Annotated in this window: 24 protein-coding genes; 15 read left to right on the forward strand and 9 right to left on the reverse strand. The window is 67.9% G+C overall.

The genetic code is table 11. The features are described from left to right. The first annotated feature begins 38 nt into the window (after nt 1–38). Nucleotides 39–866 (forward strand): orotidine-5'-phosphate decarboxylase, encoded by an 828-nt coding sequence (gene pyrF / locus WS51_RS13485; RefSeq protein ID WP_059451946.1) that lies wholly within the window; start codon nt 39–41, stop codon nt 864–866. A gap of 197 nt (nt 867–1,063) precedes the next feature. Here pyrF and WS51_RS13490 read toward each other — a convergent pair whose 3' ends face one another. From WS51_RS13490 to thiL, 3 genes are read right to left on the reverse strand one after another with little or no spacing between them, the layout of a single operon-like run. After that, nucleotides 1,064–1,564, reverse strand: a complete 501-nt coding sequence (locus WS51_RS13490; protein ID WP_059451947.1) for a CinA family protein — start codon at nt 1,562–1,564, stop codon at nt 1,064–1,066. A 31-nt stretch (nt 1,565–1,595) separates the two neighbouring features. Then, on the reverse strand, nt 1,596–2,138 hold the full coding sequence (locus WS51_RS13495; protein ID WP_059451948.1) for a phosphatidylglycerophosphatase A family protein: 543 nt from the start codon (nt 2,136–2,138) through the stop codon (nt 1,596–1,598). Then, the gene (gene thiL / locus WS51_RS13500) at nt 2,128–3,162 is read right to left on the reverse strand and encodes a thiamine-phosphate kinase (RefSeq protein WP_155773596.1); all 1,035 of its coding nucleotides are present in this window, start codon (nt 3,160–3,162) and stop codon (nt 2,128–2,130) included. The genes WS51_RS13495 and thiL overlap by 11 nt, the downstream gene beginning before the upstream one ends. Nucleotides 3,163–3,262: 100 nt before the next feature. Here thiL and WS51_RS13505 point away from each other — a divergent pair, with 100 nt between their 5' ends. The 3 genes from WS51_RS13505 to WS51_RS13515 all read left to right on the forward strand — a co-directional run bounded on the left by WS51_RS13505 (nt 3,263) and on the right by WS51_RS13515 (nt 6,997). After that, entirely contained in the window at nt 3,263–5,605 is a 2,343-nt protein-coding gene (locus WS51_RS13505; protein ID WP_269466130.1) for an NADP-dependent malic enzyme, read from the forward strand. Nucleotides 5,606–5,985: 380 nt separating this feature from the next. Continuing rightward, the gene (locus WS51_RS13510) at nt 5,986–6,417 is read left to right on the forward strand and encodes a ribonuclease (RefSeq protein ID WP_059451950.1); all 432 of its coding nucleotides are present in this window, start codon (nt 5,986–5,988) and stop codon (nt 6,415–6,417) included. Between the two features lie 16 nt (nt 6,418–6,433). Next, nucleotides 6,434–6,997 (forward strand): barstar family protein, encoded by a 564-nt coding sequence (locus WS51_RS13515; protein ID WP_059452036.1) that lies wholly within the window; start codon nt 6,434–6,436, stop codon nt 6,995–6,997. A gap of 167 nt (nt 6,998–7,164) precedes the next feature. Here the strand turns inward: WS51_RS13515 and WS51_RS13520 are convergent, their stop codons facing one another. The 3 genes from WS51_RS13520 to speE all read right to left on the reverse strand — a co-directional run bounded on the left by WS51_RS13520 (nt 7,165) and on the right by speE (nt 9,430). Next, on the reverse strand, nt 7,165–7,932 hold the full coding sequence (locus tag WS51_RS13520; protein WP_069229309.1) for a 16S rRNA (uracil(1498)-N(3))-methyltransferase: 768 nt from the start codon (nt 7,930–7,932) through the stop codon (nt 7,165–7,167). 17 nt (nt 7,933–7,949) lie between these two features. Next, a complete protein-coding gene (locus tag WS51_RS13525; RefSeq protein WP_059451952.1) occupies nt 7,950–8,366 on the reverse strand; it encodes a VOC family protein in 417 nt (138 codons plus the stop codon). Between the two features lie 206 nt (nt 8,367–8,572). After that, complete coding sequence (gene speE, locus WS51_RS13530) at nt 8,573–9,430, reverse strand: polyamine aminopropyltransferase (RefSeq protein ID WP_069229310.1); 858 nt, start codon at nt 9,428–9,430, stop codon at nt 8,573–8,575. A 216-nt stretch (nt 9,431–9,646) separates the two neighbouring features. On the opposite strand from speE, the gene tkt reads away from it, so the two are divergent. Both tkt and gap read left to right on the forward strand, forming a co-directional pair. Then, nucleotides 9,647–11,719: a transketolase gene (tkt, locus tag WS51_RS13535; protein WP_059506911.1), complete on the forward strand. Its 2,073-nt coding sequence runs from the start codon at nt 9,647–9,649 to the stop codon at nt 11,717–11,719. A gap of 85 nt (nt 11,720–11,804) precedes the next feature. After that, nucleotides 11,805–12,815: a type I glyceraldehyde-3-phosphate dehydrogenase gene (gene gap / locus WS51_RS13540; RefSeq protein ID WP_006476940.1), complete on the forward strand. Its 1,011-nt coding sequence runs from the start codon at nt 11,805–11,807 to the stop codon at nt 12,813–12,815. 97 nt (nt 12,816–12,912) lie between these two features. Here the strand turns inward: gap and WS51_RS13545 are convergent, their stop codons facing one another. Further along, on the reverse strand, nt 12,913–14,112 hold the full coding sequence (locus tag WS51_RS13545) for an MFS transporter (RefSeq protein WP_059943928.1): 1,200 nt from the start codon (nt 14,110–14,112) through the stop codon (nt 12,913–12,915). A gap of 307 nt (nt 14,113–14,419) precedes the next feature. Here WS51_RS13545 and cynR point away from each other — a divergent pair, with 307 nt between their 5' ends. Next, on the forward strand, nt 14,420–15,310 hold the full coding sequence (gene cynR / locus WS51_RS13550; RefSeq protein ID WP_069229311.1) for a transcriptional regulator CynR: 891 nt from the start codon (nt 14,420–14,422) through the stop codon (nt 15,308–15,310). Nucleotides 15,311–15,367: 57 nt separating this feature from the next. Here the strand turns inward: cynR and WS51_RS13555 are convergent, their stop codons facing one another. Beyond that, the gene (locus WS51_RS13555) at nt 15,368–16,090 is read right to left on the reverse strand and encodes a FadR/GntR family transcriptional regulator (protein ID WP_208606682.1); all 723 of its coding nucleotides are present in this window, start codon (nt 16,088–16,090) and stop codon (nt 15,368–15,370) included. Between the two features lie 187 nt (nt 16,091–16,277). Here WS51_RS13555 and WS51_RS13560 point away from each other — a divergent pair, with 187 nt between their 5' ends. The 3 genes from WS51_RS13560 (at nt 16,278) to WS51_RS13570 (ending at nt 19,244) form a co-directional block, all read left to right on the forward strand. After that, nucleotides 16,278–17,597: a C4-dicarboxylate transporter DctA gene (locus tag WS51_RS13560; protein WP_059452037.1), complete on the forward strand. Its 1,320-nt coding sequence runs from the start codon at nt 16,278–16,280 to the stop codon at nt 17,595–17,597. Between the two features lie 101 nt (nt 17,598–17,698). After that, complete coding sequence (alc, locus tag WS51_RS13565) at nt 17,699–18,706, forward strand: allantoicase (RefSeq protein ID WP_059506914.1); 1,008 nt, start codon at nt 17,699–17,701, stop codon at nt 18,704–18,706. 13 nt (nt 18,707–18,719) lie between these two features. Then, entirely contained in the window at nt 18,720–19,244 is a 525-nt protein-coding gene (locus tag WS51_RS13570) for an ureidoglycolate lyase (protein ID WP_069229313.1), read from the forward strand. Nucleotides 19,245–19,439: 195 nt separating this feature from the next. Here WS51_RS13570 and fur read toward each other — a convergent pair whose 3' ends face one another. Next, nucleotides 19,440–19,868, reverse strand: coding sequence for a ferric iron uptake transcriptional regulator (gene fur, locus WS51_RS13575; protein ID WP_059451961.1), 429 nt, complete (start codon nt 19,866–19,868; stop codon nt 19,440–19,442). Nucleotides 19,869–20,010: 142 nt separating this feature from the next. On the opposite strand from fur, the gene WS51_RS13580 reads away from it, so the two are divergent. From WS51_RS13580 to leuS, 5 genes are all read left to right on the forward strand, one after another. Continuing rightward, the gene (locus WS51_RS13580) at nt 20,011–20,808 is read left to right on the forward strand and encodes an outer membrane protein assembly factor BamE (RefSeq protein ID WP_059451962.1); all 798 of its coding nucleotides are present in this window, start codon (nt 20,011–20,013) and stop codon (nt 20,806–20,808) included. Nucleotides 20,809–20,873: 65 nt separating this feature from the next. Further along, complete coding sequence (gene dapB / locus WS51_RS13585; RefSeq protein ID WP_059451963.1) at nt 20,874–21,671, forward strand: 4-hydroxy-tetrahydrodipicolinate reductase; 798 nt, start codon at nt 20,874–20,876, stop codon at nt 21,669–21,671. 19 nt (nt 21,672–21,690) lie between these two features. Then, a complete protein-coding gene (locus tag WS51_RS13590) occupies nt 21,691–22,359 on the forward strand; it encodes a MotA/TolQ/ExbB proton channel family protein (RefSeq protein ID WP_059451964.1) in 669 nt (222 codons plus the stop codon). Between the two features lie 22 nt (nt 22,360–22,381). After that, the gene (locus WS51_RS13595) at nt 22,382–22,837 is read left to right on the forward strand and encodes an ExbD/TolR family protein (RefSeq protein WP_059546916.1); all 456 of its coding nucleotides are present in this window, start codon (nt 22,382–22,384) and stop codon (nt 22,835–22,837) included. A 280-nt stretch (nt 22,838–23,117) separates the two neighbouring features. Then, nucleotides 23,118–25,712 (forward strand): leucine--tRNA ligase, encoded by a 2,595-nt coding sequence (leuS, locus tag WS51_RS13600; protein ID WP_069229314.1) that lies wholly within the window; start codon nt 23,118–23,120, stop codon nt 25,710–25,712. Nucleotides 25,713–25,733: the final 21 nt, after the last annotated feature.

A 25,733-nucleotide genomic window follows, 5' to 3' on the forward strand; every position in this document is an offset into this window, starting at 1 on the left:
ATACGCGGTCTACCAACGGTTTGCCGCGAGTACCCGCCATGTCTTCCCCGCTTACTTTCATCGAATCGCTGCGCGCCGCGTGGCAGCGCACGAATTCGCTGCTGTGCGTCGGCCTCGACCCCGAGCCGTCGCGCTTTCCCGTGCAGTTCGACGGCCAGCCCGACGCGATCTTCGAGTTCTGCCGGCAGATCGTCGACGCGACCGCGCAATATGCGAGCGCGTTCAAGCCGCAGATCGCATACTTCGCCGCGCATCGCGCGGAAGATCAGCTCGAGCGCCTGATCGCGCACATCCACCTCCAGCATCCGGGCCTGCCCGTGATCCTCGACGCGAAGCGCGGCGACATCGGCAGCACGGCCGAGCAGTATGCGCGCGAGGCGTTCGAACGCTATCGCGCGGACGCGGTCACCGTGAACCCGTACATGGGCTACGACTCGGTCGAGCCGTACTTCGAGCATGAAGGCAAGGGCGTGATCGTGCTGTGCCGCACGTCGAACCCGGGCGGCTCGGACCTGCAGTTCCTCGAAACGGGCGGGCGGCCGCTGTACCAGGTCGTCGCCGATCTCGCGGCGAACAAGTGGAACGCGAAGAACGGCCAGCTCGGCCTCGTGGTCGGCGCGACGTTCCCGAAGGAAATCGAGATCGTGCGCGGGATCGTCGGCGACATGCCGCTGCTGATTCCCGGCATCGGCGCGCAGGGCGGCGACGTGCAGGCGACCGTCAACGCGGGCCGCACCGCCGACGGCACGGGGATGATGATCAACTCGTCGCGCGCGATCCTGTACGCGAGCCGCGGCGAGGACTTCGCCGAAGCCGCGGCGCTCGCTGCGCAGAAGACGCGCGACACGATCAACGCGCATCGCTGAAATATCGCTGAAACACGGGCCGCCCGCTGGGGCGGCCTTTCCTCGCCGAGCCCGCATCCGCGGGCCGCGCGCCTGCTTCGCGTATTCGCCATCGGGCGCACGCGAACGATTCGGACAAGAACGGGACCGTCGGGAAGCCCGACGCGATCCGGCAAGCGGGCAGGGGCCGCGCTCGGCCCGTGCGCCGCGCCTTCCAATCAGCCTTCGCGCTCGTCGAGCAGCTTCAGCAGCCCGCGCAGCGCATGCGCGGCCGCCTGCGTGCGGATCTGTTCGCGATCGCCCCTGAACACGAGCGTCTCGACGTCGGTGTGCAGCCGGTTGCTCCAGGCGAACGACACGGTGCCGACCGGCTTCTTCTCGCTGCCGCCCGCCGGTCCGGCGATGCCGGTGACGGACAACGCGACCTGCGCGCGGCTGTTGCGCAGCGCGCCTTCGGCCATCGCGCGCGCGACCGGCTCGCTGACGGCGCCGTGTTTCTCGATCAGGTCCGGCGGCACGCCGATCATCTCGCTCTTCGCCTGGTTCGAGTAGGTGACGAAGCCGCGCTCGAACCACTGGCTGCTGCCGGAGATGTCGGTGATCGCCGCGGCGATCATGCCGCCCGTGCAGGATTCGGCGGTGGCGAGCGACAGGTGCTCGTCACGCAGCTTGTTGCCTGCGCGGATCGCAAGCTGATGGACGACGGAATCGGTTGGCATGCGCGTCGGGAAACGGGAGTCGGGAAATCGGTCAGCCGACGACGGAGCGCCAGAGGGCGATCACGAGCAGCGTCATGAACGCGGCGATCAGGTCGTCGATCATGATGCCGAGCCCGCCTTTCACGCGACGGTCGAAATAGCGGATCGGCGGCGGCTTGAGCATGTCGAAGAAGCGGAACACGACGAACGCCCACAGCTGGCCGATGAAGGTCGCGGGCGTGACGAACAGCATCACGAGCCAGATCGCGACGATTTCGTCCCAGACGACGGCGCCCGGATCGGACGTGCCCATCTTCCGTGCGGTGAAACCGGTGATCCACGTGCCCGCCGCGAAGCCGACCGCGATCAGTGCCCACCATTCGGGCACCGTCAGGTAGCGGTTGAGCACCACGAACGTGAGCCAGCCGAACAGCGAGCCGAATGTGCCGGGCATGAACGGCGCGAGTCCGCTGCCGAAGCCGAGCGACACGATGTGCGCCGGGTGCGACAGCATGAAGCGCGCGGTGGCGCGCTGCGGCACGTTGCGGGCGGCGCCGGGCGCGGCCGCGGATTGCGCGGGCGGGTCAGTCTGCATGGAAGTGGTCGAAGCCGTGCAACGTGAGAGTCAGGGGGGCGCCGGTGGCGTCGCGCCACGCGATCGCGGGCTGCTCGGACGGCGAGGACAACGCGTGTATTGTACCGACTCGCGTGACGCGGACGCCGGCGCTCGCGCCCGCCGCGTCGATCGCCGCGCGGGCCGACGCCGGCGCGGTGAAACACAGTTCGTAGTCGTCGCCGCCGGCGAGCGTGCAGCGTCGCTGCACGTCGGGCGGCAGTGTCGCGAGCGCGGCCGAGCGCGGCACCGCGTCCGCGTCGATTTCGGCGCGCACGTTCGAGCGGGTCAGGATGTGCTGCAAGTCGCCGGCGAGGCCGTCGGAGATGTCGAGCGCCGCATGCGCGACGCCCGCGAGCGCGAGCCCGAGCGCGATGCGCGGCTCGGGACGCTCGAGCGCCTGCCGGAACGCGGCGGCTTCGTGCGCGCCGGCGGTCCATTCGCCGCGCGCGATTCCAAGCCCGGCGCGGGCGTCGCCAAGCGTGCCGGACACCCAGACGTCGTCGCCGTCGCGCGCGGCATCGCGCCGTAGTGCCGCGTCCGGCGAGACTTCGCCGAACACGGTCACGCACAGGTTCAGCGGCCCGCTCGTCGTGTCGCCGCCGATCAGTTCGCAGTCGAACCGCTCGGCGAGCGCGAACAGCCCGTTGCTGAATGCCTCGAGCCACGCGGCGTCCGCGCGCGGCAGTGCGCACGCGAGCGTGAACGCGCGCGGCTCGGCGCCCATCGCCGCGAGATCCGACAGGTTGACCGCGAGCGTCTTGTGGCCGAGCGCGTCGGGCGCGACATCGGGGAAGAAATGGCGCCGCTCGACCAGCATGTCCGTCGAAATGGCCAGCAATTTTCCGGATCGAGGTGCGATCAGTGCGCAATCGTCACCGATGCCGAGCGTCGACGCACGCGCTCCCCGGGCCGCGCGGCGCGCGAAGAAGCGATCGATCAGCGAAAACTCGGACAAGGCGGCTGGCACGGCGGACGAACCCGGAAGCGGTGAAAGGAACGGCATTGTACGCAGCGAACGGTGCCGTTCCTGCACCGTTCAGTACATTTTTGTCGCGGCTGTTGCACCCGAATCGCCGGTCTGGCGGGCTTCGATTGGCGCTACAATGCCGTCGAACAGTTATTCTAATCCGCACGTCAAGAGACACATGTCGACTCAAGCCTCCTCCAAAGCCAAGCTCCGCGAAGCCGCTCTCGACTATCACGAGTTCCCCACGCCGGGGAAGATCGCGATTGCCCCGACCAAGCAGATGATCAACCAGCGTGACCTCGCGCTCGCGTATTCGCCGGGCGTCGCGTTTGCGTGCGAGGAGATCGTCGAGAACCCGCTGAACGCCGCGCGCTTCACGGCGCGCAGCAATCTGGTCGGCGTCGTCACGAACGGCACGGCGGTGCTCGGGCTCGGCAACATCGGCCCGCTCGCGTCGAAGCCGGTGATGGAAGGCAAGGCCGTGTTGTTCAAGAAGTTCGCCGGCATCGACGTGTTCGACATCGAGCTGAACGAGTCGGATCCGCACAAGCTGGTCGACGTGATCGCCGCGCTGGAGCCGACCTTCGGTGGGATCAACCTGGAAGACATCAAGGCGCCGGACTGCTTCATCGTCGAGCGCGAAGCGCGCAAGCGGATGAAGATTCCGGTGTTCCACGACGACCAGCACGGCACCGCGATCGTCGTGGCCGCGGCCGTCACGAACGGCCTGAAGGTCGTCGGCAAGGACATCAAGAAGGTGAAGCTCGTCGCGTCCGGCGCGGGCGCGGCCGCGCTCGCGTGCCTGGACCTGCTGGTCGACATCGGCCTGCCGCTCGAGAACATCACGGTGACCGACCTGGCCGGCGTGGTCTACAAGGGCCGCACGGAGCTGATGGATCCGGACAAGGAGCGTTTTGCCCGCGAAACCGGCGCCCGCACGCTGGCCGAGGTGATCGACGGCGCGGACATCTTCCTCGGCCTGTCGGCTGCCGGCGTGCTGAAGCCGGAAATGGTGAAGGGCATGGCCGAGCGCCCGCTGATCCTCGCGCTCGCGAACCCGACGCCGGAGATCCTGCCGGAAGCGGCGCTGGAAGTGCGCCCCGACGCGATTCTCGCGACCGGCCGCACCGACTATCCGAACCAGGTCAACAACGTCCTGTGCTTCCCGTTCATCTTCCGCGGTGCGCTCGACGTCGGCGCGACGACGATCACGCGTGAAATGGAGATCGCGGCCGTCAATGCGATCGCCGAACTCGCGCAGCAGGAGCAAAGCGACATCGTCGCGACCGCATACGGGATCCAGGACCTGTCGTTCGGGCCCGAATACCTGATTCCGAAGCCGTTCGACCCCCGCCTGATCGTCAAGATCGCGCCGGCCGTCGCGCAGGCCGCGATGGACGGCGGCGTCGCGACGCGCCCGATCGAGGACATGGAGGCGTATCGCGTGCACCTCCAGCAGTTCGTGTACCACAGCGGCACGACGATGAAGCCGATCTTCCAGCTCGCGCGCAGCGCGCCGGCCGAGAAGAAGCGTGTCGTGTTCGCGGAAGGCGAGGAAGAGCGCGTGCTGCGCGCCGTGCAGATCATCGTCGACGAGAAGCTCGCGACGCCGATCCTGATCGGCCGTCCGTCGGTGATCGAGCATCGTATCCAGCGCTACGGCCTGCGGCTCACGCCGGGCACCGACTTCAGGGTCGTCAACACCGAGCACGACGAGCGCTACCGCGACTTCTGGCAAACGTATTACAAGATGATGGCGCGCAAGGGCATCAGCGAGCAGCTGGCCCGCGTCGAGATGCGCCGCCGCACGACGCTGATCGGCTCGATGCTGGTGAAGAAGGGCGAAGCGGACGGGATGATCTGCGGCACGATCAGCACCACGCACCGCCATCTGCACTTCATCGACCAGGTGATCGGCAAGCGCCCGGGCTGCAGCGTCTACGCGGCGATGAACGGCCTCGTGCTGCCGGGCCGCCAGATCTTCCTGGTCGACACGCACGTAAACGTCGATCCGACCCCGGAGCAACTCGCCGAGATCACGATCATGGCCGCCGAAGAAGTGCGCCGCTTCGGCATCGAGCCGAAGGTCGCGCTGTTGTCGCACTCGAATTTCGGCACGAGCAACGCGCCATCGGCGCAGAAGATGCGCGATACGCTCGCGATCCTGCAGGAACGTGCGCCCGAGCTGAAAGTCGACGGCGAAATGCACGGCGACGTCGCGCTCGACGCGGCGCTGCGCAAGGAAATCCTGCCGGAGTCGACGCTGGAAGGCGAAGCGAACCTGCTGATCCTGCCGAACATCGATGCCGCGAACATCGCGTACAACCTGCTGAAGACGGCCGCCGGCAACAACATCGCGATCGGACCGATCCTGCTGGGCGCGGCCCAGCCGGTGCATGTGCTGACCGAATCGGCGACCGTTCGCCGCATCGTCAACATGGCGGCGCTGCTAGTCGCCGACGTGAACGCCGCACGCTGAGCAGGCGGGAACCGCGCGGCAACGGCCGAAACCGGCGCCGCGCGGCGGGCGAAATTGTAAACAAAAGCAAAAAGAGGCGTGCCCGCAATGGGCACGCCGTCGGGCAGGGCGCAAACGCGCTTCCCGTAAGCAACAGCAGCATCTCTCCACCTAGGGCAGCGAGCGTGGCAAGGAGGCAGGGTCTTGCCACACGAGAGATGCCGTCGATATTTTATCTCATGTAAGCTAAATGTAGTCTTTTTTCGGTAAAAAATGCGCGCTTCGGGGCGAAGCCAGCCTTTCGATTCCCAAACGAACATTGATTCGCGCGGACAATAGCGCTACGCTAACGCCTTTGGTTGGTCGTCAACTACTTGATTTAACAGCGGGAACCCTGGTTCATGGCACGCAAGTGGCTCCGCAACGGCGCGCTGGCGTCCGTCTTCGCGATGTTCGCGATGGGTATCGTCGGTACACCGACGGGCAGTCTGGTTTCCGCCGCTTACGCACGGCAGGCCGTTTCGGCCGACATGGCCGTCGGCGGGGTCGATACGATCCCGACCGCCCGTCTGCCGCGCGAGGCCGTGACCACGCTTGGCCTGATCGGCGCCGGTGGCCCCTATCCGTATGAGAAAGACGGCGTCGTCTTCGGCAACCGCGAGCGGATCCTGCCGAAGGCGAAGCGCGGCTACTACCACGAGTACACGGTGCCGACGCCGCGTGCACGCAATCGCGGCGCGCGCCGGATCGTCTGTGGCGGGCCATTGCGCCGGATCGACAACTGTTATTACACGGACGACCACTACAACAGTTTTAAACGTATTGTTGAATGACTTCGGGATGAACGGCATGAGCGACTCCATCTACGCGCACGATACGGCGGCGGCGGAACTGTTCGCGGCCGGCGACGGCAATCTGTTTCAGCGTGTGATGCAACTCCACGCGGCGGCACAGGCCGGCGGCGCGCCTGAGCAACAGGAAGCCGAGCCCGGGCTTTCATCGAACGAGGAGCCTATGAGCCTTTTCACGACCGTGCGACCCAATCTCGTGCAGTCGATCCGCGCGTTCCGCGTGCAGGATCTTGCCGACGAAGCCGGCCGGCTCGGCCAGCATTTCCTGTACGCATATTGCGGCGCCGCGCAGTCGAAGCAGGAAGTGATGGAGACGATCGCGACGTCGTTCCTGTTTCCGAAGCATTTCGGGAAGAACTACGATGCGCTGTACGATTGCCTGACCGACCTCGTCGCGAAGGCCGGCGCGCAGCCGGGTTTCGTGATCGTGCTCGAAGGGCTGCCGATCGCGCAGAAATTCGACAAGGAAGGGCGCGAGACGCTGCTCGACGTGTTCCGCGAAGCCGCCGAATTCTGGGCCGAGCGCAAGGTCGCGTTCCGCGTGTTCTATTCGTTCGCGTAAAGCGCGAATCCACCGGCCGCCAGAGAGCGGTCAGTCCGGCAAAAGGCCCGCCTTGCGCGGGCTTTTTTGCGTCCGTGCGTGCAGCCGGTTGCAATGGGCGAAGCGTGCCGCATTCACGTGGCGTCCCCGCGAGCCGGGGCGCCGCGTGCCGCGGCACGTCGGGTTCGTCACCAGCCGCCCCAGCGCGCGGCCAGCGCCGCGAGCACGGCCGCGCCGGCCGTTTCGGTGCGCAGCACGCGCGGACCGAGCGACAACGCGGTGAACCTGTGTGCGCGTGCCGCGTTTTCCTCGTCCGGCGACAGCCCGCCTTCGGGGCCGATCAGCAGCGTGACGGCCGCCGCGGGCGGCGCGTCGGGCAGCGATGCGAACGGGATGCTCGCGCGCGGCGACAGCAGCAGCCGCAGCTCGCCATCGGCCGGCGCGGCCGGCAGCGTGTCGAGCCAGGCGCCGAAGCTGCGTACCGGCGCGACGTCGGGCACGCGATTGCGCCCGCATTGTTCGCACGACGCGCGCACGACGCCGCGCCAGTGCGCGACGCGCTTGTCCGCGCGTTCGCCGGACAGTTTCACGACGCCGCGCGCGGTCGACAGCGGCACGACCGCCGCGACGCCCAGCTCGACGGCCTTCTCGATCACCCAGTCCATCTTGTCGCCGCCGGCGATGCCCTGCGCGAGCGTCACGCGATAGGGCGGCTCGGCCTCGGCCGGGTCGAACGCGTCGATCTGCGCGAGCGCGCTGCGCTTGTCGATCTCGACGAGCCGCGCGCGGTACTGGCCGCCGCTGCCGTCGAACAGCGCCAGGGCGTCGCCGGGCTGCAGCCGCAGCACCTGCGCGTGACGCGCGACGTCGGCCGGCAACGCGAGCGTCGCGTCGGTGCGCAGCGCCGCTTCGACGAAAAAGCGCGGCACGGCCGCGGTGGTGGTGGCTTCACTCATGCGTATCGCGGCTCCGTTCATGCGGCCAGGCGGCGCGCGAGCGCCCAGCGGTAGCCGTCGAGATCCTCGATCTGCGCGAAGCGGTCGCCCCAGAACTGGTCTTGCGGCGCGGTCAGCGACTTCGCGCCGGCGTCGAGCGCGCGCTGCCAGGTCGCGTCGACATCGTCGACATACAGGTAGAACGACTGCGGCGCGGTCGCGCCCGCACTCTTCGGCGTGAGCGCGGGCGAGCCGAATGCGCGTTCGGGCGCGAACATCACGATCAGTTGCCCGCGGTAGGTCATCTCGACGTGCATGATTGCGCCGTCTTCGTCGAGGACGTCGCGCAACTCGAAGCCGAATGCGGCCTTGAAGAACTCGATGGCCGCCTGCGCATTGCGCACGGCCAGGTAAGGCGTCAACCAAGGCACGTTGGCCGGACGTGGATCGGTCATGAAAATCTCCTGTCGAACGGTGTTGGCGCTTGAGCGGTTACTCCTGTCCCATGCTTTGCAGTCCAACGGGTATTGGCGCGCGGGCGCCCGGTGCGGTCCCGCGAATACGCCGGCGGGTCGAGCGCATCGTCGCGGGCATGCGCATCGCGAGGCAGGCGCGGGAGCGCGCGCGGGCGATCCGCGCAAAGATGCGTCCGCCCGCACGCTCAGCGGCGAACGCCCAGTGTATCGCGCAGCGCGCGCGGCAGGGCAAAGAGGGCCGCATGGAGTCGCGCATCGTAGTAGCGCAAGCCCTGCACGCGGCGCGCGGCGAGACGCTCGTCGATGTCGTGCGCGAACAGCGCGGCCGCATCCAGCGTGTCGCTCGCGATCGCCATCAGCCATTGCGAGCCATACAGCGGCACGTGCGCCGACAGCGGATCGACGAACGCGAAGCTCGCGCGCAGGTCGTCCAGCAGCGCGGCGATGCGCGCCACGTGGAACAGCGGCGAGCCCAGGTGCATCGAGATCGCGCCGCGCGGCGTGAGGATCCGCTTGAGCCGCGCGTAGAACTCGCGCGTATAGAGGCCGGCGGCCGGCGAATCGGGCGGCGTGAGGTCGAACACGACGAGATCGAAATGCTCGACGGTCGACGTGACGAAATGCGCGGCGTCGCCGATCACGACTTCGACGCGCGGATCGTCGAGCGCGCCTTGATGGACGTCGTCGAGATAGCGGCGCGCCATGCCGATCACCTCGTCGTCGAGTTCGGCGACGACGATCCGCTCGATGCATGCGTGCTTGAGCAGCTGGCGCGCCGCGCCGCCGTCGCCGCCGCCGAGCACGAGCGCCTTCCTCGGGCACGGATGGGCGAGCGCGGCCGGGTGCGTCATGCACTCGTGGTACACGTATTCGTCGCCGACCGACGTCATCGGCCGTCCGTCCAGCGTGAACAGGCGGCCGAGCTGCGGGGTTTCCCAGACTTCGATGTGCTGGTGCGGCGACGCGACGTGCGCGAGCCGGCGTGCGTTCAGGAAGCCGTACGCGGCGTCGGGCGTGGGATGGAAGAGAAGGGTCGTGTTCACGGGCGGGCCGCGCGAGGCGGGCAGTTCCGACGCCTGAATTATAGGAGGCGCGCGGTTGCGCGGAAAAGCGTGCCGGAACACCGCGTGCCGACAGGGGAAATGTCGGCCCATCTGTTAAAATGACGAGCTTTGCAGCCCCGTCCGTAGGCTCCGTCCGCTTCGCGTCCGTCAGGCGCCGCACCGCGCGCCGGGAACGATTGACGCTCGAGCTTCCGGATGCCGCCGTGCCCCCGTTTCCTCGACTCGTTCTCCGGACTCGACATGACGACTTCGTCTCCCGCCTCCACCACCCTGATGGCCAACGCGATCCGTGCGCTCGCGATGGACGCCGTCCAGCAAGCGAACTCCGGCCACCCCGGCATGCCGATGGGCATGGCCGAAATCGGCGTTGCGCTCTGGTCGCGCCATCTGAAGCACAACCCGGCGAACCCGCACTGGGCAGACCGCGACCGCTTCGTGCTGTCGAACGGCCATGGCTCGATGCTGCTGTACTCGCTGCTGCACCTGACCGGCTACGACCTGCCGATCGAAGAGCTGAAGAACTTCCGCCAACTGCACTCCAAGACGCCGGGCCACCCGGAATACGGCATCACGCCGGGCGTCGAGACGACCACCGGCCCGCTCGGCCAGGGTCTCGCGAACGCGGTCGGCATGGCGCTCGGCGAAGCGTTGATGGCCGACGAGTTCAACCGTGACGGCGCGAAGATCGTCGATCACCACACGTACGTGTTCCTCGGCGACGGCTGCCTGATGGAAGGCATCTCGCACGAAGCCTGCTCGCTCGCGGGCACGCTGAAGCTGAACAAGCTGATCGCGCTGTACGACGACAACGGCATCTCGATCGACGGCGACGTCGTCAACTGGTTCCACGACGATACGCCGAAGCGTTTCGAGGCATATGGCTGGAACGTGATCCCGAACGTGAACGGCCACGACGTCGACGCGGTCGACGCGGCGATCGCGAAGGCGAAGCTGTCGGACAAGCCGACGCTGATCTGCTGCAAGACGGTGATCGGCAAGGGCGCGGCGACCAAGGCCGGCGGCCACGACGTGCACGGCGCGGCGCTCGGCGCCGAAGAAATCGCGAAGACGCGCGAAGCGCTCGGCTGGAAGTGGGAACCGTTCGTGATCCCGCAGGAAGTCTATGCGGCCTGGGATGCGAAGGAAGCCGGCAAGCGTGCGCAAGCCGAATGGGACGCGTCGTTCGCGCAATATCGCGCGAAGTTCCCGGCGGAAGCCGCTGAATTCGAACGCCGGATGGCCAACAAGCTGCCGGCCGACTGGGCCGAGAAGGCCGCGGCGATCATCGCCGGCGCGAACGAGCGTGCCGAGACGGTCGCGACCCGCAAGGCATCGCAGCAGGCGATCGAAGGCCTGGCCGCCGCACTGCCCGAACTGCTCGGCGGCTCGGCCGACCTGACCGGCTCGAACCTGACGAACTGGAAGGCATCGAAGGCCGTGCGCGCGAATCCGGAAGGCGCCGGCGTGCTGCTCGGCAACCACATCAACTACGGCGTGCGCGAATTCGGCATGAGCGCCGCGATCAACGGCCTCGCGCTGCACGGCGGCCACAAGCCGTTCGGCGGCACGTTCCTGACGTTCTCCGACTACAGCCGCAACGCGCTGCGCGTCGCGTCGCTGATGAAGGTCCCGTCGATCTTCGTGTTCACGCACGATTCGATCGGCCTCGGCGAAGACGGCCCGACGCACCAGTCGATCGAGCACGTGTCGAGCCTGCGCCTGATCCCGAACCACGACGTATGGCGCCCGGCCGACACGGTCGAGACGGCCGTCGCATGGACCCACGCGGTTGCCGCCGACCGTCCGTCGAGCCTGATCTTCAGCCGCCAGAACCTTGCGTTCAACCCGCGCACCGACGCGCAGATCGCGAACATCGAGAAGGGCGGCTACGTGCTGAAGGACTGGGACGAAGAGATCGTCGCGCGCAAGATCATCCTGATCGCGACGGGCTCGGAAGTCGAGCTCGCGATGAAGGCCGTCGAGCCGCTCGCGCAGCAGGGCATCGCGGCCCGTGTCGTGTCGATGCCGTCGACCAACGTGTTCGACCGCCAGGACGCCGAATACCGCGAACGCGTGCTGCCGCACGGCGTGCGCCGCGTCGCGATCGAGGCGGGCGTGACCGCGTTCTGGCACAAGTACGTCGGCCTCGAAGGCGGCGTCGTCGGGATCGACACGTTCGGCGAATCGGCCCCGGCCGGCGTGCTGTTCAAGTACTTCGGCTTCACCGTCGAGCGCGTCGTCGAGACCGCGAAGGCCGTGCTGGCCTAAAAGCATTCGCGACGCGCGCCGCCCCGCGCGCGTCGCACCGTGAAGCTGCACGAAACGAATTTTTTCAGCCATCAGGAGATAGACCATGACGATTCGCGTCGCAATCAACGGCTACGGCCGTATCGGCCGCAATACGCTGCGCGCGTTTTATGAAAACGGCAAGAAGCACGATCTCGAGATCGTCGCGATCAACGACCTGGGCGATGCGAAGACCAACGCGCACCTGACCCAGTACGACACCGCGCACGGCAAGTTCCCGGGCGAAGTGTCGGTCGACGGCGACTACCTCGTCGTGAACGGCGACAAGATCCGCGTGCTGGCCAACCGCAACCCGGCTGAACTGCCGTGGGGCGAGCTGGGCGTCGACGTCGTGATGGAGTGCACGGGCTTCTTCACGACGAAGGAAAAGGCGAGCGCGCACCTGAAGGGCGGCGCGAAGAAGGTGATCATCTCGGCGCCGGGCGGCAAGGACGTCGACGCGACGATCGTCTACGGCGTGAACCACGACGTACTGAAGGCCGAGCACACCGTCATCTCGAACGCATCGTGCACGACGAACTGCCTCGCGCCGCTCGTCAAGCCGCTGAACGACAAGATCGGCCTCGAAACCGGCCTGATGACGACGATCCACGCATACACCAACGACCAGGTTCTGACGGACGTCTATCACGAAGACCTGCGCCGCGCGCGTTCGGCCACGCACAGCCAGATCCCGACGAAGACGGGCGCGGCGTCCGCCGTCGGCCTCGTGCTGCCGGAACTGAACGGCAAGCTCGACGGCTACGCGATCCGCGTCCCGACGATCAACGTGTCGATCGTCGACCTGTCGTTCATCGCGAAGCGCGACACGACGGTCGAGGAAGTCAACGCGATCATGAAGGAAGCATCGGAAGGCGCGCTGAAGGGCATCCTCGGCTACAACGACGCACCGCTGGTGTCGATCGACTTCAACCACAACCCGGCTTCGTCGACGTTCGACGCGACGCTGACCAAGGTTTCGGGCCGCCTCGTCAAGGTGTCGAGCTGGTACGACAACGAGTGGGGTTTCTCGAACCGCATGCTGGATACGGCAATCGCATTCGCGAACGCGAAGTAATCCTGCACGTCGCGCGGCCGCCGCAAGGCGGCCTGCGTGGCGAACGAGCCCGACCGGTTTTTCCGGTCGGGCTTTTTTGTTGTCCGGCGCAAGCCGATTACTGCGTGACTTGCCGCGTGCCGGCGCGCTGCGACGCGAGCCAGAGGGCGATCAGTACGCCCGAGAGCGCCGCGCCCGCGATGCACACGCCGCGCCAGCCGTCGATGCCGTACGCGACGCTTGCCGCGCACGATCCGAATGCGCCACCGATGAAGTAGCTCGTCAGGTAGATCGTCGTGACGCGGCTGCGCGCGTTGCCGGCAAGCGCATAGATCACGCTCTGGTTCGAGATGTGCATGCCCTGCACGCCGACGTCGAGCAGCAGGATGCCCGCGATCAGCGCGACGAGCGAATGCGCGCCGGTCGCGATCAGCGCGAACGAGGCGAGCACGGCCGCCGCGAACAGGCCGGTCGCCGCGTTGCCGTGACCGCGATCGACGAGGCGGCCGGCCGACGTCGCCGCGAGCGCGCCCACCGCGCCGACGATTCCGAACAGGCCGATCTGTCCTTCGGAATAGCTGTACGGCGGCTGGCTCAACAGGAACGTGAGGCCGGTCCACAGCAGGCTGAAGCAGGCGAACACGAGCGCGCCGTAGATCGAGCGCAGCGCGATCAGCGGCTGCGCGCGCACCAATGCGACGAGCGACTTCATCAGCACCGCGTAATCGAGCCGCGCGTGGCGGCGGTCCTTCGGCAGTTTCAGCGCGAGCACGCCGGTCAGCACGACGATCATCGCCGCGGCGATTCCGTACACCGCACGCCAGCCGAGCCCGTCGGCGATCGCACCGGCCGCGACGCGCGCGAGCAGGATGCCGAGCAGCAGCCCGCTCATCACGGTGCCGACCGCGCGGCCGCGCGTGCGCGCATCGGCGAGCGAAGCGGCGAACGGCACGAGCAGCTGCGTCGAGCACGTGACGAAGCCGAGCGCGACGTTCGCGACGACGAACATCGTGAAGTTCGTGCTGAACGCGACGGCGGCCAGCGCGATCACGTTGAGCACGAGCAGCCGCACGATCAGCGTGTGGCGGTTGAGCGCGTCGCCGAGCGGGACGACCAGCAGCAGGCTCGCCGCATAGCCGAGCTGCGTCAGCGTGACGAGATAGCCGAGTTCGGCGGGCGGGCGGCCGAAGCTGTGCGCGATCGCCGCGAGCAGCGGCTGCGCGTAATAGATGTTGCCGATGACGATGCCGCATGCGCACGCGAACAGCAGCGTCATCGCGCGGGTCAGCGGAGGATGGTTGTCGTGATGCGGTTCCATGGTCGCGAAAAGACAGCGTCGCCGGCCGGCGGCAAAGGCCATCGGCAACGCGGGGTTGCGGGAATCGGGGCCGGCGTCGACGGATCGGCGATCCGCCGATGCGCGCCGCGTGACGCGCGGCCGGCACCCGGATCGGGTAGCGACCGTCGTCGTACGGCGGGCGAGGGGATGGCGGGCCCGGTGGGCCGCTCCGGTGTGGCGGCAGGCCGCCGCGGGAGCGAATGTGCGTATGATGCGGACATCGAGCCATAGCGTCCAAGTCTGGATTCTTATGGCATCCATTGGTGCTTCCAATACATGGGCCGCGATGCTACTCCGTCACATCCGCTATTTCCTGGCCGTCGCCGAGCAGCGCAGCTTCACGCGCGCGGCCGACGCGCTGCACGTGTCGCAGCCGACGCTGTCGCAGCAGGTCCGCCAACTCGAGGACATGCTCGGCGTCCAGCTGTTCGACCGCTCGGGCCGCGCGGTGCGGCTCACCGAATTCGGCGAGGTCTATGCGCGTCATGCGCGCGCGGCGCTGCACGAGCTCGATGCCGGGCAGCGTGCGCTGCACGACGTCGCCGACCTCGGTAGCGGTTCGCTGCGGCTCGCGATGATGCCGACCTTCGCGGCCTACCTGAGCGGCTCGCTGATCGACGCATTCCACGCGGATTTCCCGAACGTCGCGCTGACGATCGACGCGATGCCGCAGGAGCGCATCGAGGCACTGCTCGCCGACGATCGGCTCGATGCGGGTTTCGCGTTCGTGCTGCCGCGCGCGCCGGACTTCGACGCGCTGCCGCTATGGGACGAATCGCTCGCGCTCGTGACGGCCTGCACGCACCGCCTTGCCCGCCGCCGGCGCGCGCTGAGCCCGGCCGAGCTCGTCGGCGAGCCGCTCGTGCTGCTGAGCCGCGCGTTCGCGACGCGCGAAAGCATCGACCGGTATTTCATCGAGCAAGATGCGCGGCCGACGATCGCGATCGAGACGAACACGGTCACCGCGGTGCTGGAGCTCGTGCGCCGCGGGCGGCTTGCGACGGTGTTGCCGGATGCGGTCGCGCGCGAGAGCGATGATCTGTGCGCGCTGGCGCTCGACCCGCCGCTGCCGTCGCGCACGGCGGCATTGCTCACGCGCAAGGGTGCGTACCGCAGCGTCGCGGCGCGCGCGTTCATCGCGCGCGCGCTCGCGTATCGCGATCCTTCGGGGGGCTGATCGGTGCGTCCGGCGCGTGACTGCAGCCGCGGCCACGACCGCCGGCCGACGGTCGCGTCAGGTACCCGGTGTAGGGAAGAAGATGCCCGCGCGTTGCGCGGCGTTCGCGATGTGCGTCTCGATCGCCGTGCCGGCGGCGGCCGCATCGCGGGCGATCAGCGCATCGACGATCGCGCGGTGCTCGTGCCACGTCGACAGCAGCAGCTCGCGCCGGTAGAACGGCATGCGCTGGCTTTCCTTCATGATGTCCGCGCTGCTGCGCAGCACCGACTCGATCGCCGCGTTGCCCGCGAGATGAATGATCCGCATGTGGAAGTCGAAGTCGAGCTGCGACGCTTCGTCGAGCGCGCTCTCGATCAGCGCGACGTGCAGGGCGGCGAGGTTGTCCTCGAACCATGCGATGTCGTCGTCGGTGACGACGTGCGCGGCCATCCGCGCGGCGAATCCTTCGAGCGCATAGCGCATCTGGTACGTGTCGGGCGGTGACGACTGCTCGGCGAACTGCCACGGATGCGCGGCCGTTGCCTGCGCGCTTTCGACATACACGCCCTTGCCGGCGCGGATGCGCAACATCCCGAGCGCCTCGAGCGTGGAGAGCGCCTCGCGCAGCGACGCGCGGCTGATCTCCAGCTCCTCGGAGAGCTGGCGCTGGGCCGGCAGCAGGCTGCCGACCGGGTACACGCCTGCCTCGATCCGGTTGCGGATCGTCGCGATGGCGGCGTCGGTCACGGTGTGCGGAACGTTTTTCATGATGTGAACGATGGCCGGTCTGACCGGCATTGTAATCCGGCCGCGCGCGGTGCATGAGCGGCCTACGGGAAAGCCACGATCCGCCCCTGCATGGGCGGGAAATCCCTATTTTGTTCGCCTTGACTCGACTATATCGGCTTCCTACTATCCACCATAACATCACTGGTCTTACCAGTATGAACAGACGAAACTGCAACCGTTGGATCGGGAGAGCGCCGTGTCGAAATTCCTCAATTCGCTGTTTGGCCGGGTAGTCGTCGCATTGATACTGGGGGTCGCGCTCGGCGCGTTCTTCCCGCATTTCGCCGAGTCGCTGCGGCCGCTCGGCGACGGTTTCCTCAAGCTCATCAAGATGGTCATCGGCCCGATCGTGTTCTGCGTCGTGGTCAGCGGGATGGCCAATGCGGGCGACCTGAAGAAGGTCGGCCGGGTCGGCCTGAAGGCGGTCGTCTATTTCGAGGTGATGACGACGATCGCGCTCGGCATCGGGCTCGTGCTCGCATGGTTCACGCGCCCGGGCGTCGGGATGAACATCGACCTGCGCTCGCTCGATGCGGCGTCGCTGTCGTCGTACGCGAAGAACGCCGAAAGCCTGAAGGACACGGCCGGCTACCTGATGAAGATCATCCCCGAGACCGCGATCGACGCATTCGCGAAGGGCGACATCCTGCAGATCCTCGTGTTCGCGGTGCTGTTCGGCTCCGCGCTGTCGCTGCTCGGCGACAAGGCGCAGCGCGTGAACAGCCTGATCGAGGAGCTGTCGCACGTGTTCTTCCGCATCATCGGCTTCATCATCAAGCTCGCGCCGCTCGGCGTGCTCGGCGCGATCGCGTTCACGACCGGCAAGTACGGCGTCGCGTCGCTCAAGCAGCTCGGCTATCTCGTCGCGGTGTTCTACCTGAGCTGCTTCGTGTTCGTCACGGTCGTGCTCGGCATCGTGATGCGCATCGCGGGCTTCTCGGTGTTCAAGCTGATCCGCTACCTGCGCGAGGAGCTGTCGATCGTGCTCGGCACGGCATCGTCGGACGCCGTGCTGCCGCAGGTGATGAGCAAGCTCGAATACATGGGCATCAAGGATTCGACGGTCGGCCTGGTGATCCCGACCGGCTATTCGTTCAACCTCGACGGCTTCTCGATCTACCTGACGCTTGCCGTGCTGTTCATCGCGCAGGCCACCAACACGCCGCTGTCCACGCATGACCTGATCGTCGTGCTGCTGGTATCGCTCGTCACGTCGAAGGGCGCGCACGGCATTCCCGGTTCGGCGATCGTGATTCTCGCGGCGACGCTGTCGGCGATTCCCGCGATCCCGGTGCTCGGCCTCGTGCTGATCCTGCCGGTCGACTGGTTCGTCGGCATCGCCCGCGCGCTGACCAACCTGATCGGCAACTGCGTTGCGACGGTGGTCGTCGCCGTGTGGGAGAACGACATCGACCGGGCCCGTGCGACGCGCGTGCTGAATCGCGAACTGCGCTACGTGGCCGACGAGCCGGGCAGCGCCGCACCGGTCGCCGGCGACCAGGCACACGCGCTCTGAGCACGCTCGCGCGAAGCCGCTTCCCCGGCCGCGTCGCGCGCACGACTTTCCTGCGGCCGGCGCGACGATGCGCCGGCCGTCGACATGACAATGGAGACGACATGGCAGCCCCCATCCTCGATCCGAACGCGCCGGCCTTCACGCGGCGCTACATGAACCTCGCCGACCCGCGCCTGGGCGCGCAGGCGCTCTTCGCCAGCGACGAATTCTTCGCGCCGAAGGAGCGCATGCTGAATCCGGAGCCGGCCGTCTTCATTCCCGGCAAGTACGACGACCACGGCAAGTGGATGGACGGCTGGGAAACGCGCCGCAAGCGAACCACCGGCCACGACTTCTGCGTGGTCCGGCTCGCGCGGCCGGGCGTGATTCACGGCGTCGATCTCGATACGAGCCACTTCACCGGCAACTTCCCGCCGGCCGCGTCGATCGACGCGTGCGCGGTGGACGGCGACACGCCGCCGGACGACGCCGAATGGCGCACGATCGTTCCCGCGACGACGCTGCAGGGCAATGCGCATCACTACGTGAGCGTCGACGACGGGCAGCCGGTCACGCACCTGCGCGTGAACCTGTATCCGGACGGCGGGCTCGCGCGGCTGCGCGTGTACGGCCAGCCGCAGCGAGACTGGCGCCGCGTGGCGGCCGGCGAGCTCGTCGATCTCGCGGCGATCGAGAATGGCGGCTACCTGGTGGCCGCGAACAACCAGCACTTCGGCGCAGCCTCGCAGATGCTGATGCCGGGGCGCGGCGCGAACATGGGCGACGGGTGGGAGACGCGGCGCCGCCGCGAGCCCGGCAACGACTGGGCGATCGTCGCGCTGGCGCGGCCGGGCATCATCCGGCGCGTCGAGGTCGACACGGCGTTCTTCAAGGGCAACTTCCCCGATCGCTGTTCGCTGCAGGCCGCGCGGGTCGCGGGCGGCACCGACGATTCGCTCGTCACGCAGGCGATGTTCTGGGCCGAGCTGCTCGGCGAGCAGAAGCTGCAGATGGACCACGTGCATACGTTCGACCAGCTCGCGGCGCTCGGCCCCGTCACGCACGTGCGCTTCAACATCTTCCCGGACGGCGGCGTGTCGCGCCTGCGTCTGTGGGGCGAGCCGGCTTGACGGAGGCATCGGCATGAGCGGACCACACATCCTGCGCGTCGAGCGCCTGACCCGCGAGGCGTTCGCGCCGTTCGGCGACGTGATCGCGCTCGAAGGCGCGCGGCACTTCCCGATCAACGGCGGCACGACCGAGCGCTTCCACGATCTCGCGACGATCGACGTCTGCGCGGACGGCGGCCGGCCGCTCGTCAGCGTGTTTCGCGCACAGCCGCGCACGCTGCCGGTCGCGCTCACGCTGATGGAGCGCCATCCTCATGGCAGCCAGGCGTTCATTCCGCTCGCGGCCGTGTCGCGGTACGCGATCGTCGTCGCGCCGGCCGGCGAGTTCCGGCCCGATGCGATGCGCGCGTTTCTCGCCGAAGGCTGGCAGGGCGTGAACTACGCGAAGGGCGTCTGGCACCATCCGCTGCTCGCGCTCGACGCGGTCAGCGACTTCGTGATCGTCGACCGCGGCGGCCCGCAGCCGAACTGCGACGAGATTCCGCTCGACGGCGCGTGGGCGCTCGAGTTCGCGCCGGCGTGCGCGAGTGCGGTCTGACGCGCGGCGAACGCGCGATCGGGCGTCGAGCAGCGTGCGCCGCGCGGAGGCGGCCTCGCGCGCCGCTCACGATTGGAAACGTTCTCGAACCGGCCCGCACGCAGCTTGCGGGCCTTTTGCATTCCGATCCCGAAAACGACACGGCCCGGCGGCGAGATGCCGTCCGGGCCGTGGCGCAGGCGTGAGGCGTGCTGGTCAGTGCTTGCGGTGCGGGCAGTTCTCGGTCGTGCAGGAGCCGTACATCGCGAGCGAGTGTTCCTGGAGCCGGAAGCCGCGTTCCTTCGCGATCGCCTGCTGGCGCGTTTCGATCTCGGCATCGAAGAATTCCTCGACGCGGCCGCAATCGAGACAGACCAGGTGATCGTGGTGCGAGCCTTCGTTCAGTTCGAACACGGCCTTGCCGGATTCGAAGTTGCTGCGCGAGAGCAGGCCGGCCTGCTCGAACTGCGTCAGCACGCGGTAAACGGTGGCAAGCCCGATGTCGAGTTGCTCGTTGAGCAGGTTGCGGTAGACGTCTTCGGCCGTCAGGTGACGCACCGGGCTTTGCTGGAAGATCTCGAGAATCTTGAGGCGCGGTAGGGTGGCCTTTAGCCCGATATTCTTGAGATCCGTCGGATTGGTCATGGCTAGGCATCCCTAGAGTACAATGCAGGGCTTCAATGTTACCGGCTTTTCGCCGTTCCAGAAACACGCGCGGCCCGCGACGCGGGCCTGCACGGTGACGGAAATGTTCACGGAATCTCTTTCGCACCTTCAGAGGAGTCGCATGCGGAGTGCCATCATCGCTGCCGCCGCCGTTGCCGCGCTGGCTGGTTGTTCGTCGTACGACAGCGTGACGCAGCGCATCGCGCAGAGCATCACGCCCTATCGGATCACCGTCGTGCAGGGCAACTTCGTGTCGCAGGAGAAGGCCGCGCAGTTGCAGGCCGGGATGACGCGCGAGCAGGTCCGCGCGCTGCTCGGCACGCCGCTGCTGTCGGACATGTTCCATGCCGACCGCTGGGATTACCTCTTCTACTTCAAGCGCGGCTCGACGTCCGTCGTCCAGCAGCGCGACCTCGTGCTGACGTTCGCGGGCGATCGCCTCGCGAGCTGGACGGGTGCCGAGAACCTGCCTTCCGAGCTCGACCTGCTGGCGGATATCGACGGCGATCGCGGCGGCAAGAAGGCGAAGGCCGCGGCCGCGGCGAAGAAGGCGTCTGAAGCCGCGGCGGCCGCGAGTGCCGCGCAGGCGGCCGCCGCTGCGAGCGCATCGGCCGCGCCGGTTTCCGCTGCGGCGGTCGACCAGGATGCCAACGCGCAGGCCGCGCGCGCGGCGAACCGCGCGACCAACCAGGTGTCGGGCCAGGGCACGACCGCCCGCCGCTTCACGCCGTCCGCGCAGGCTTCGGGCGGCGCGCCGGTGCCGGGCGGCCAGCCGCCGGGCGCCGCGCCGGCGATCCAGCCGCAGTTCCAGTTCCATCGTCCGCCGCAGCCGGCCGCGACGAATGAAGCGGCGCCGCCTGTCGGCCCGCAAGGCTCGGACACCCTGCAGAACCAGCCGCTCACCGCGCCGGCGCAGTAAGCGGCCGGCGAGCGGAAACAGGGCGGCATGCGCCGCCCGCCTTTAGACCTGTCGTGTAGAAAGCCATGAAGATTGCGATTGCCGGTGCATCGGGCCGTATGGGCCGGATGTTGATCGAAGCCGTTCTCAACGATTCCGACGCGCAGCTCGTCGGCGCGCTCGACCGCGCCGGTTCGCCGTTCCTCGGCCAGGACGCAGGCGCGTTCCTCGGCAAGGAAACCGGGATCAAGCTGACCGACGACCTCGACGCCGTGTTCGCGCAGGCCGACTACCTGATCGACTTCACGCGGCCGGAAGGCACGATCGCGCACGTCGCGGCCGCATTGCGCCACGACGTGAAGCTCGTGATCGGCACGACCGGCTTCACCGCCGAGCAGAAGGCCGAGCTGCAGGCCGCGGCGGGCAAGATCGGCATCGTGTTCGCGGCGAACATGAGCGTCGGCGTGAACGTCACGCTGAAGCTGCTCGAATTCGCGGCGAAGCACTTCTCGCACGGCTACGACATCGAGATCATCGAGGCGCACCACCGTCACAAGGTCGACGCACCGTCGGGCACCGCGCTGATGATGGGCGAGGCCGTGGCCGGCGCGCTCGGGCGCTCGCTCGACGAATGCGCGGTGTACGGCCGCCACGGCGTGACGGGCGAGCGCGATCCGTCGACGATCGGTTTCGCGGCCGTGCGCGGCGGCGACATCGTCGGCGATCACACCGTGCTGTTCGCCGGGATCGGCGAACGGATCGAGATCACGCACAAGTCGTCGAGCCGCGTGTCGTACGCGCAGGGCGCGCTGCGTGCGGTCCGCTTCCTGTCGGCGCGCGGCGCCGGCCTGTTCGACATGCAGGACGTGCTCGGCCTGCGCTGACCCTCACGGGGAAACTCCGATGGCGATTCCCACCGGCGTTGTCCACTACCTCGAAAGCGGCGATGCGATCACGCACGCCGTCGCCTATGTGCTGCTGGCGATGTCCATCGCCAGCTGGTGCTTCCTCCTGATGAAAGCCTGGCTGCTGGTCCGCGCGAAGCGGCAGGGGCCGCGCGCGCTCGCCGCGTTCTGGCGCGCGGCGTCGCTCGACGCGGGCATCGCCGCGCTGGCCGGTGCCGATCGCGAGCGCGTATTCGTCCCGCTCGCCGAAGCCGCGCGCGATGCAGCCGACGAACACGACCCGGCCGCGCTCGCCGCGCGAGTCGAGCGCAGCGAACGTGTGCTGCGCGCGCTGCGTCACGCGATGCTGCGCTCGCAGCGGCGTCTCGAGTTCGGCCAGGTGCTGCTCGCGTCGATCGGCAGCACCGCGCCGTTCGTCGGCCTGCTCGGCACCGTATGGGGCATCTACCACGCGCTCGGCAGCATCGCCGCGAGCGGGCAGGCGCAGATCGAGAACGTCGCGGGGCCGGTCGGCGAGGCGCTGATCATGACCGCGTTCGGGCTCGTCGTCGCGATCCCCGCGGTGCTCGCGTACAACATCCTCGGGCGGCTCGTGCGCCAGCTCGCCGAGGAACTCGACGGCTTCGCGCGCGACCTGCACGTATTCGTGTGCGCGCAGGGCGCCTGACGCGCGGCACGGAGGAACGACCATGGCATTCGGCGGACTGGAGCACCACAAGACGTCCGCGCCGATGGCGGAGATCAACATGACGCCGCTGATCGACGTGATGCTCGTGCTGCTCGTCATCTTCATCATCACCGCGCCGCTGATGACGCATGCGATCCGGCTCGACCTGCCGAAGGTCGCGGCCAGCGTCGCGCGCGACGCGCCGCAGTCGGTCACGTTGTCGATCGACGACGCCGGCAAGCTCTACTGGGACGATGCACCAATCGCACTCGACGCGCTGCCGGCGCGCTTGCGGGCCGCCGCCGCGAGCGCCGCGCCGCCCGAGCTGCGGCTGCGCGCATCGCGCGCGACCCGCTACGACGTGATTGCGCAGGTGATGGGCGCCGCGCAGGCCGCGGGCCTCACGCGGATCGGCTTCGTCACCGACACGCCGCCGGCGGGCGCCGCCGCGCCGGCTGCCGCGGGCCCGGCACGCTGACGCGCAGGCCGCCCGCGCATGCGGGGCGGGCAAGAATGCATGGCCGGCCCGCGAGACCGGCCGTCCCGCCCGCCACGGACGGTATAATCGTCGTTTCCGCCCGGTTGGCAGGGTTTCGCCGGGTAACCTGGAGACCCTCCGGGTTACCCGGCGAATATCCGGAATCATCAGGCAGGCCCGAGAACCGTGAGCCTGCTCCCGCCGCCGGGCTGCCCGATTTCGTCCACATCCGCGTGCCCGCCTCGTGGCGCGCCGCTTAAAGCCTAGTCCGAACCACACCATGCACGAGAGATACGTACCCGCCGACGTCGAAGCCGCCGCTCAGGGCGACTGGCGCGCAGCCGATGCCTACAAGACGAAGGAAGATTCGCAGAAGCCGAAGTTCTACTGCGTGTCGATGCTGCCGTACCCGTCCGGCAAGCTGCACATGGGTCACGTGCGCAACTACACGATCAACGACGTGATGTACCGCTATCTGCGGATGAACGGCTACAACACGCTGATGCCGATGGGCTGGGATGCGTTCGGGATGCCGGCCGAGAACGCCGCGATGGCCAACGGCGTGCCGCCCGCGAAGTGGACCTACGACAACATCGACTACATGAAGGGCCAGATGCAGTCGATGGGTCTCGCGATCGACTGGTCGCGCGAGATCGCGACGTGCAAGCCCGACTACTACAAGTGGAACCAGTGGCTGTTCCTGAAGATGCTCGAGAAGGGCATCGCGTACAAGAAGACGGGCACCGTGAACTGGGACCCGGTCGACCAGACCGTGCTCGCGAACGAGCAGGTGATCGACGGCCGCGGCTGGCGCTCGGGCGCGCTCGTCGAGAAGCGCGAGATCCCGATGTACTACCTGCGGATCACGCAATACGCGGATGAGCTGCTGAACGACCTCGACGGCCTCGGCTGGCCCGAGCGCGTGAAGATCATGCAGCAGAACTGGATCGGCAAGAGCTTCGGCGTGAACTTCGGCTTCCCGTACGAGCTCGACGGCGAGAAGGCGCTGCTGCGCGTGTTCACGACGCGTGCCGACACGATCATGGGCGTGACGTTCTGCGCGATCGCGGCCGAGCACCCGCTCGCCACGCGCCTCGCGCAGGGCAAGCCGGAACTCCAGGCGTTCATCGACGAATGCAAGCGCGGCGGTGTCGCCGAGGCCGACGTCGCGACGATGGAGAAGAAGGGCGTCGCGACGGGCTTCTCGGTATCGCACCCGCTGACGGGCGAGCCGGTCGAGGTGTGGATCGGCAATTACGTGCTGATGAGCTATGGCGAAGGCGCGGTGATGGGCGTGCCGGCGCACGATGAGCGCGACTTCGCGTTCGCGAAGAAATACGGCCTGCCGATCAAACAGGTGATCGCGGCCGAAGGCCAGACGTACTCGCAGGACGCATGGCAGGAGTGGTACGGCGACAAGGAAGTCGCGGTCTGCATCAACAGCGGCAAGTACGACGGCCTCGCATACGGCGCGGCGGTCGACGCGATCGCGGCCGACCTGAAGGCCGGCGGCTTCGGCGACAAGCAGGTCACGTGGCGCCTGCGCGACTGGGGCGTGTCGCGCCAGCGCTACTGGGGCACGCCGATTCCGATCATCCACTGCCCGTCGTGCGGCGACGTGCCGGTGCCGGAGCAGGACCTGCCGGTCGTGCTGCCGGAAGACCTCGTGCCGGACGGCACGGGCAACCCGCTCGCGAAGTCGGAAGCATTCCTGAACTGCACGTGCCCGAAATGCGGCGCGGCAGCCAAGCGCGAGACCGACACGATGGACACGTTCGTCGATTCGTCGTGGTATTTCTCGCGCTACACGGCGCCGGACGCCGAGACGATGGTCGACGCGCGCACCGACTACTGGATGCCGATGGATCAGTACATCGGCGGCATCGAGCACGCGATCCTGCACCTGCTGTACTCGCGCTTCTGGACCAAGGTGATGCGCGACCTCGGCCTCGTGAAGTTCAGCGAGCCGGCAAAGAACCTGCTGACGCAGGGCATGGTGCTGAACGAGACGTTCTACCGCGAAGACGCGGCGGGCAAGAAGACCTGGTACAACCCGGCCGACGTGACGGTCACGCACGACGACAAGGGCCGCCCGGTCGGCGCGACGCTGAACAGCGACGGCCAGCCGGTCGTGCTCGGCGGCATCGAGAAGATGTCGAAGTCGAAGAACAACGGTGTCGATCCGCAGGTGCTGATCGACCAGTACGGCGCCGATACCGCGCGCCTGTTCACGATGTTCGCCGCGCCGCCCGAGCAGCAGCTCGAGTGGTCGGGCGCCGGCGTCGAAGGCGCGAGCCGCTTCCTGCGTCGCGTGTGGAGCTTCGGCGCGACGAACCGCGAAGCGCTCTCCGCGCGTGCGGGCTTCGACGCGGCCGCGCTCGGCGACGCCGACAAGGCACTGCGCCGCGAGATCTACAGCGTGCTGAAGCAAGCGGACTTCGACTACCAGCGCCTGCAATACAACACGGTCGTGTCGGCCGCGATGAAGATGCTGAACGCGATCGACGGCGCGAAGGGCGCGACGGCCGGCGTGCTGCGCGAAACCTACGGCGTGCTGCTGCGCGTGCTGTACCCTGTCGTGCCGCACGTCACGTTCGAGCTGTGGAAGGCCCTGGGCTACGCGGACGAATTCGGCACGCTGCTCGACGCGCCGTGGCCGAAGGTCGACGAGGCCGCACTCGAGCAGGCCGAGATCGAACTCGTGCTGCAGGTGAACGGCAAGGTGCGCGGCGCGCTGAAGGTCGCGAAGGACGCGAGCCGCGAGGCGATCGAAGCCGCCGCGGTGGCCGACGAGGCGTTCGCGAAATTCAGCGACGGCAAGCCGGCGAAGAAGATCGTCGTCGTGCCGGGCCGCCTCGTGAACATCGTCGTCTGACGGCCGCCGGCCGTCGGGCGT

Source organism: Burkholderia territorii (assembly GCF_001718335.1).
In the GTDB taxonomy this organism is placed as follows: domain Bacteria; phylum Pseudomonadota; class Gammaproteobacteria; order Burkholderiales; family Burkholderiaceae; genus Burkholderia; species Burkholderia territorii.

Coding starts and splice junctions, on each gene's coding strand:
- pyrF (WP_059451946.1), top strand. CDS start 39: ATGTCTTCCCCGCTTACTTTCATCGAATCGCTGCGCGCCGCGTGGCAG.
- WS51_RS13490 (WP_059451947.1), bottom strand. CDS start 1,564: ATGCCAACCGATTCCGTCGTCCATCAGCTTGCGATCCGCGCAGGCAAC.
- WS51_RS13495 (WP_059451948.1), bottom strand. CDS start 2,138: ATGCAGACTGACCCGCCCGCGCAATCCGCGGCCGCGCCCGGCGCCGCC.
- thiL (WP_155773596.1), bottom strand. CDS start 3,162: ATGCCGTTCCTTTCACCGCTTCCGGGTTCGTCCGCCGTGCCAGCCGCC.
- WS51_RS13505 (WP_269466130.1), top strand. CDS start 3,263: ATGCCGTCGAACAGTTATTCTAATCCGCACGTCAAGAGACACATGTCG.
- WS51_RS13510 (WP_059451950.1), top strand. CDS start 5,986: ATGGCACGCAAGTGGCTCCGCAACGGCGCGCTGGCGTCCGTCTTCGCG.
- WS51_RS13515 (WP_059452036.1), top strand. CDS start 6,434: ATGAGCGACTCCATCTACGCGCACGATACGGCGGCGGCGGAACTGTTC.
- WS51_RS13520 (WP_069229309.1), bottom strand. CDS start 7,932: ATGAGTGAAGCCACCACCACCGCGGCCGTGCCGCGCTTTTTCGTCGAA.
- WS51_RS13525 (WP_059451952.1), bottom strand. CDS start 8,366: ATGACCGATCCACGTCCGGCCAACGTGCCTTGGTTGACGCCTTACCTG.
- tkt (WP_059506911.1), top strand. CDS start 9,647: ATGCCGCCGTGCCCCCGTTTCCTCGACTCGTTCTCCGGACTCGACATG.
- gap (WP_006476940.1), top strand. CDS start 11,805: ATGACGATTCGCGTCGCAATCAACGGCTACGGCCGTATCGGCCGCAAT.
- WS51_RS13545 (WP_059943928.1), bottom strand. CDS start 14,112: ATGGAACCGCATCACGACAACCATCCTCCGCTGACCCGCGCGATGACG.
- cynR (WP_069229311.1), top strand. CDS start 14,420: ATGCTACTCCGTCACATCCGCTATTTCCTGGCCGTCGCCGAGCAGCGC.
- WS51_RS13555 (WP_208606682.1), bottom strand. CDS start 16,090: ATGCCGGTCAGACCGGCCATCGTTCACATCATGAAAAACGTTCCGCAC.
- alc (WP_059506914.1), top strand. CDS start 17,699: ATGGCAGCCCCCATCCTCGATCCGAACGCGCCGGCCTTCACGCGGCGC.
- WS51_RS13570 (WP_069229313.1), top strand. CDS start 18,720: ATGAGCGGACCACACATCCTGCGCGTCGAGCGCCTGACCCGCGAGGCG.
- fur (WP_059451961.1), bottom strand. CDS start 19,868: ATGACCAATCCGACGGATCTCAAGAATATCGGGCTAAAGGCCACCCTA.
- WS51_RS13580 (WP_059451962.1), top strand. CDS start 20,011: ATGCGGAGTGCCATCATCGCTGCCGCCGCCGTTGCCGCGCTGGCTGGT.
- dapB (WP_059451963.1), top strand. CDS start 20,874: ATGAAGATTGCGATTGCCGGTGCATCGGGCCGTATGGGCCGGATGTTG.
- WS51_RS13590 (WP_059451964.1), top strand. CDS start 21,691: ATGGCGATTCCCACCGGCGTTGTCCACTACCTCGAAAGCGGCGATGCG.
- WS51_RS13595 (WP_059546916.1), top strand. CDS start 22,382: ATGGCATTCGGCGGACTGGAGCACCACAAGACGTCCGCGCCGATGGCG.
- leuS (WP_069229314.1), top strand. CDS start 23,118: ATGCACGAGAGATACGTACCCGCCGACGTCGAAGCCGCCGCTCAGGGC.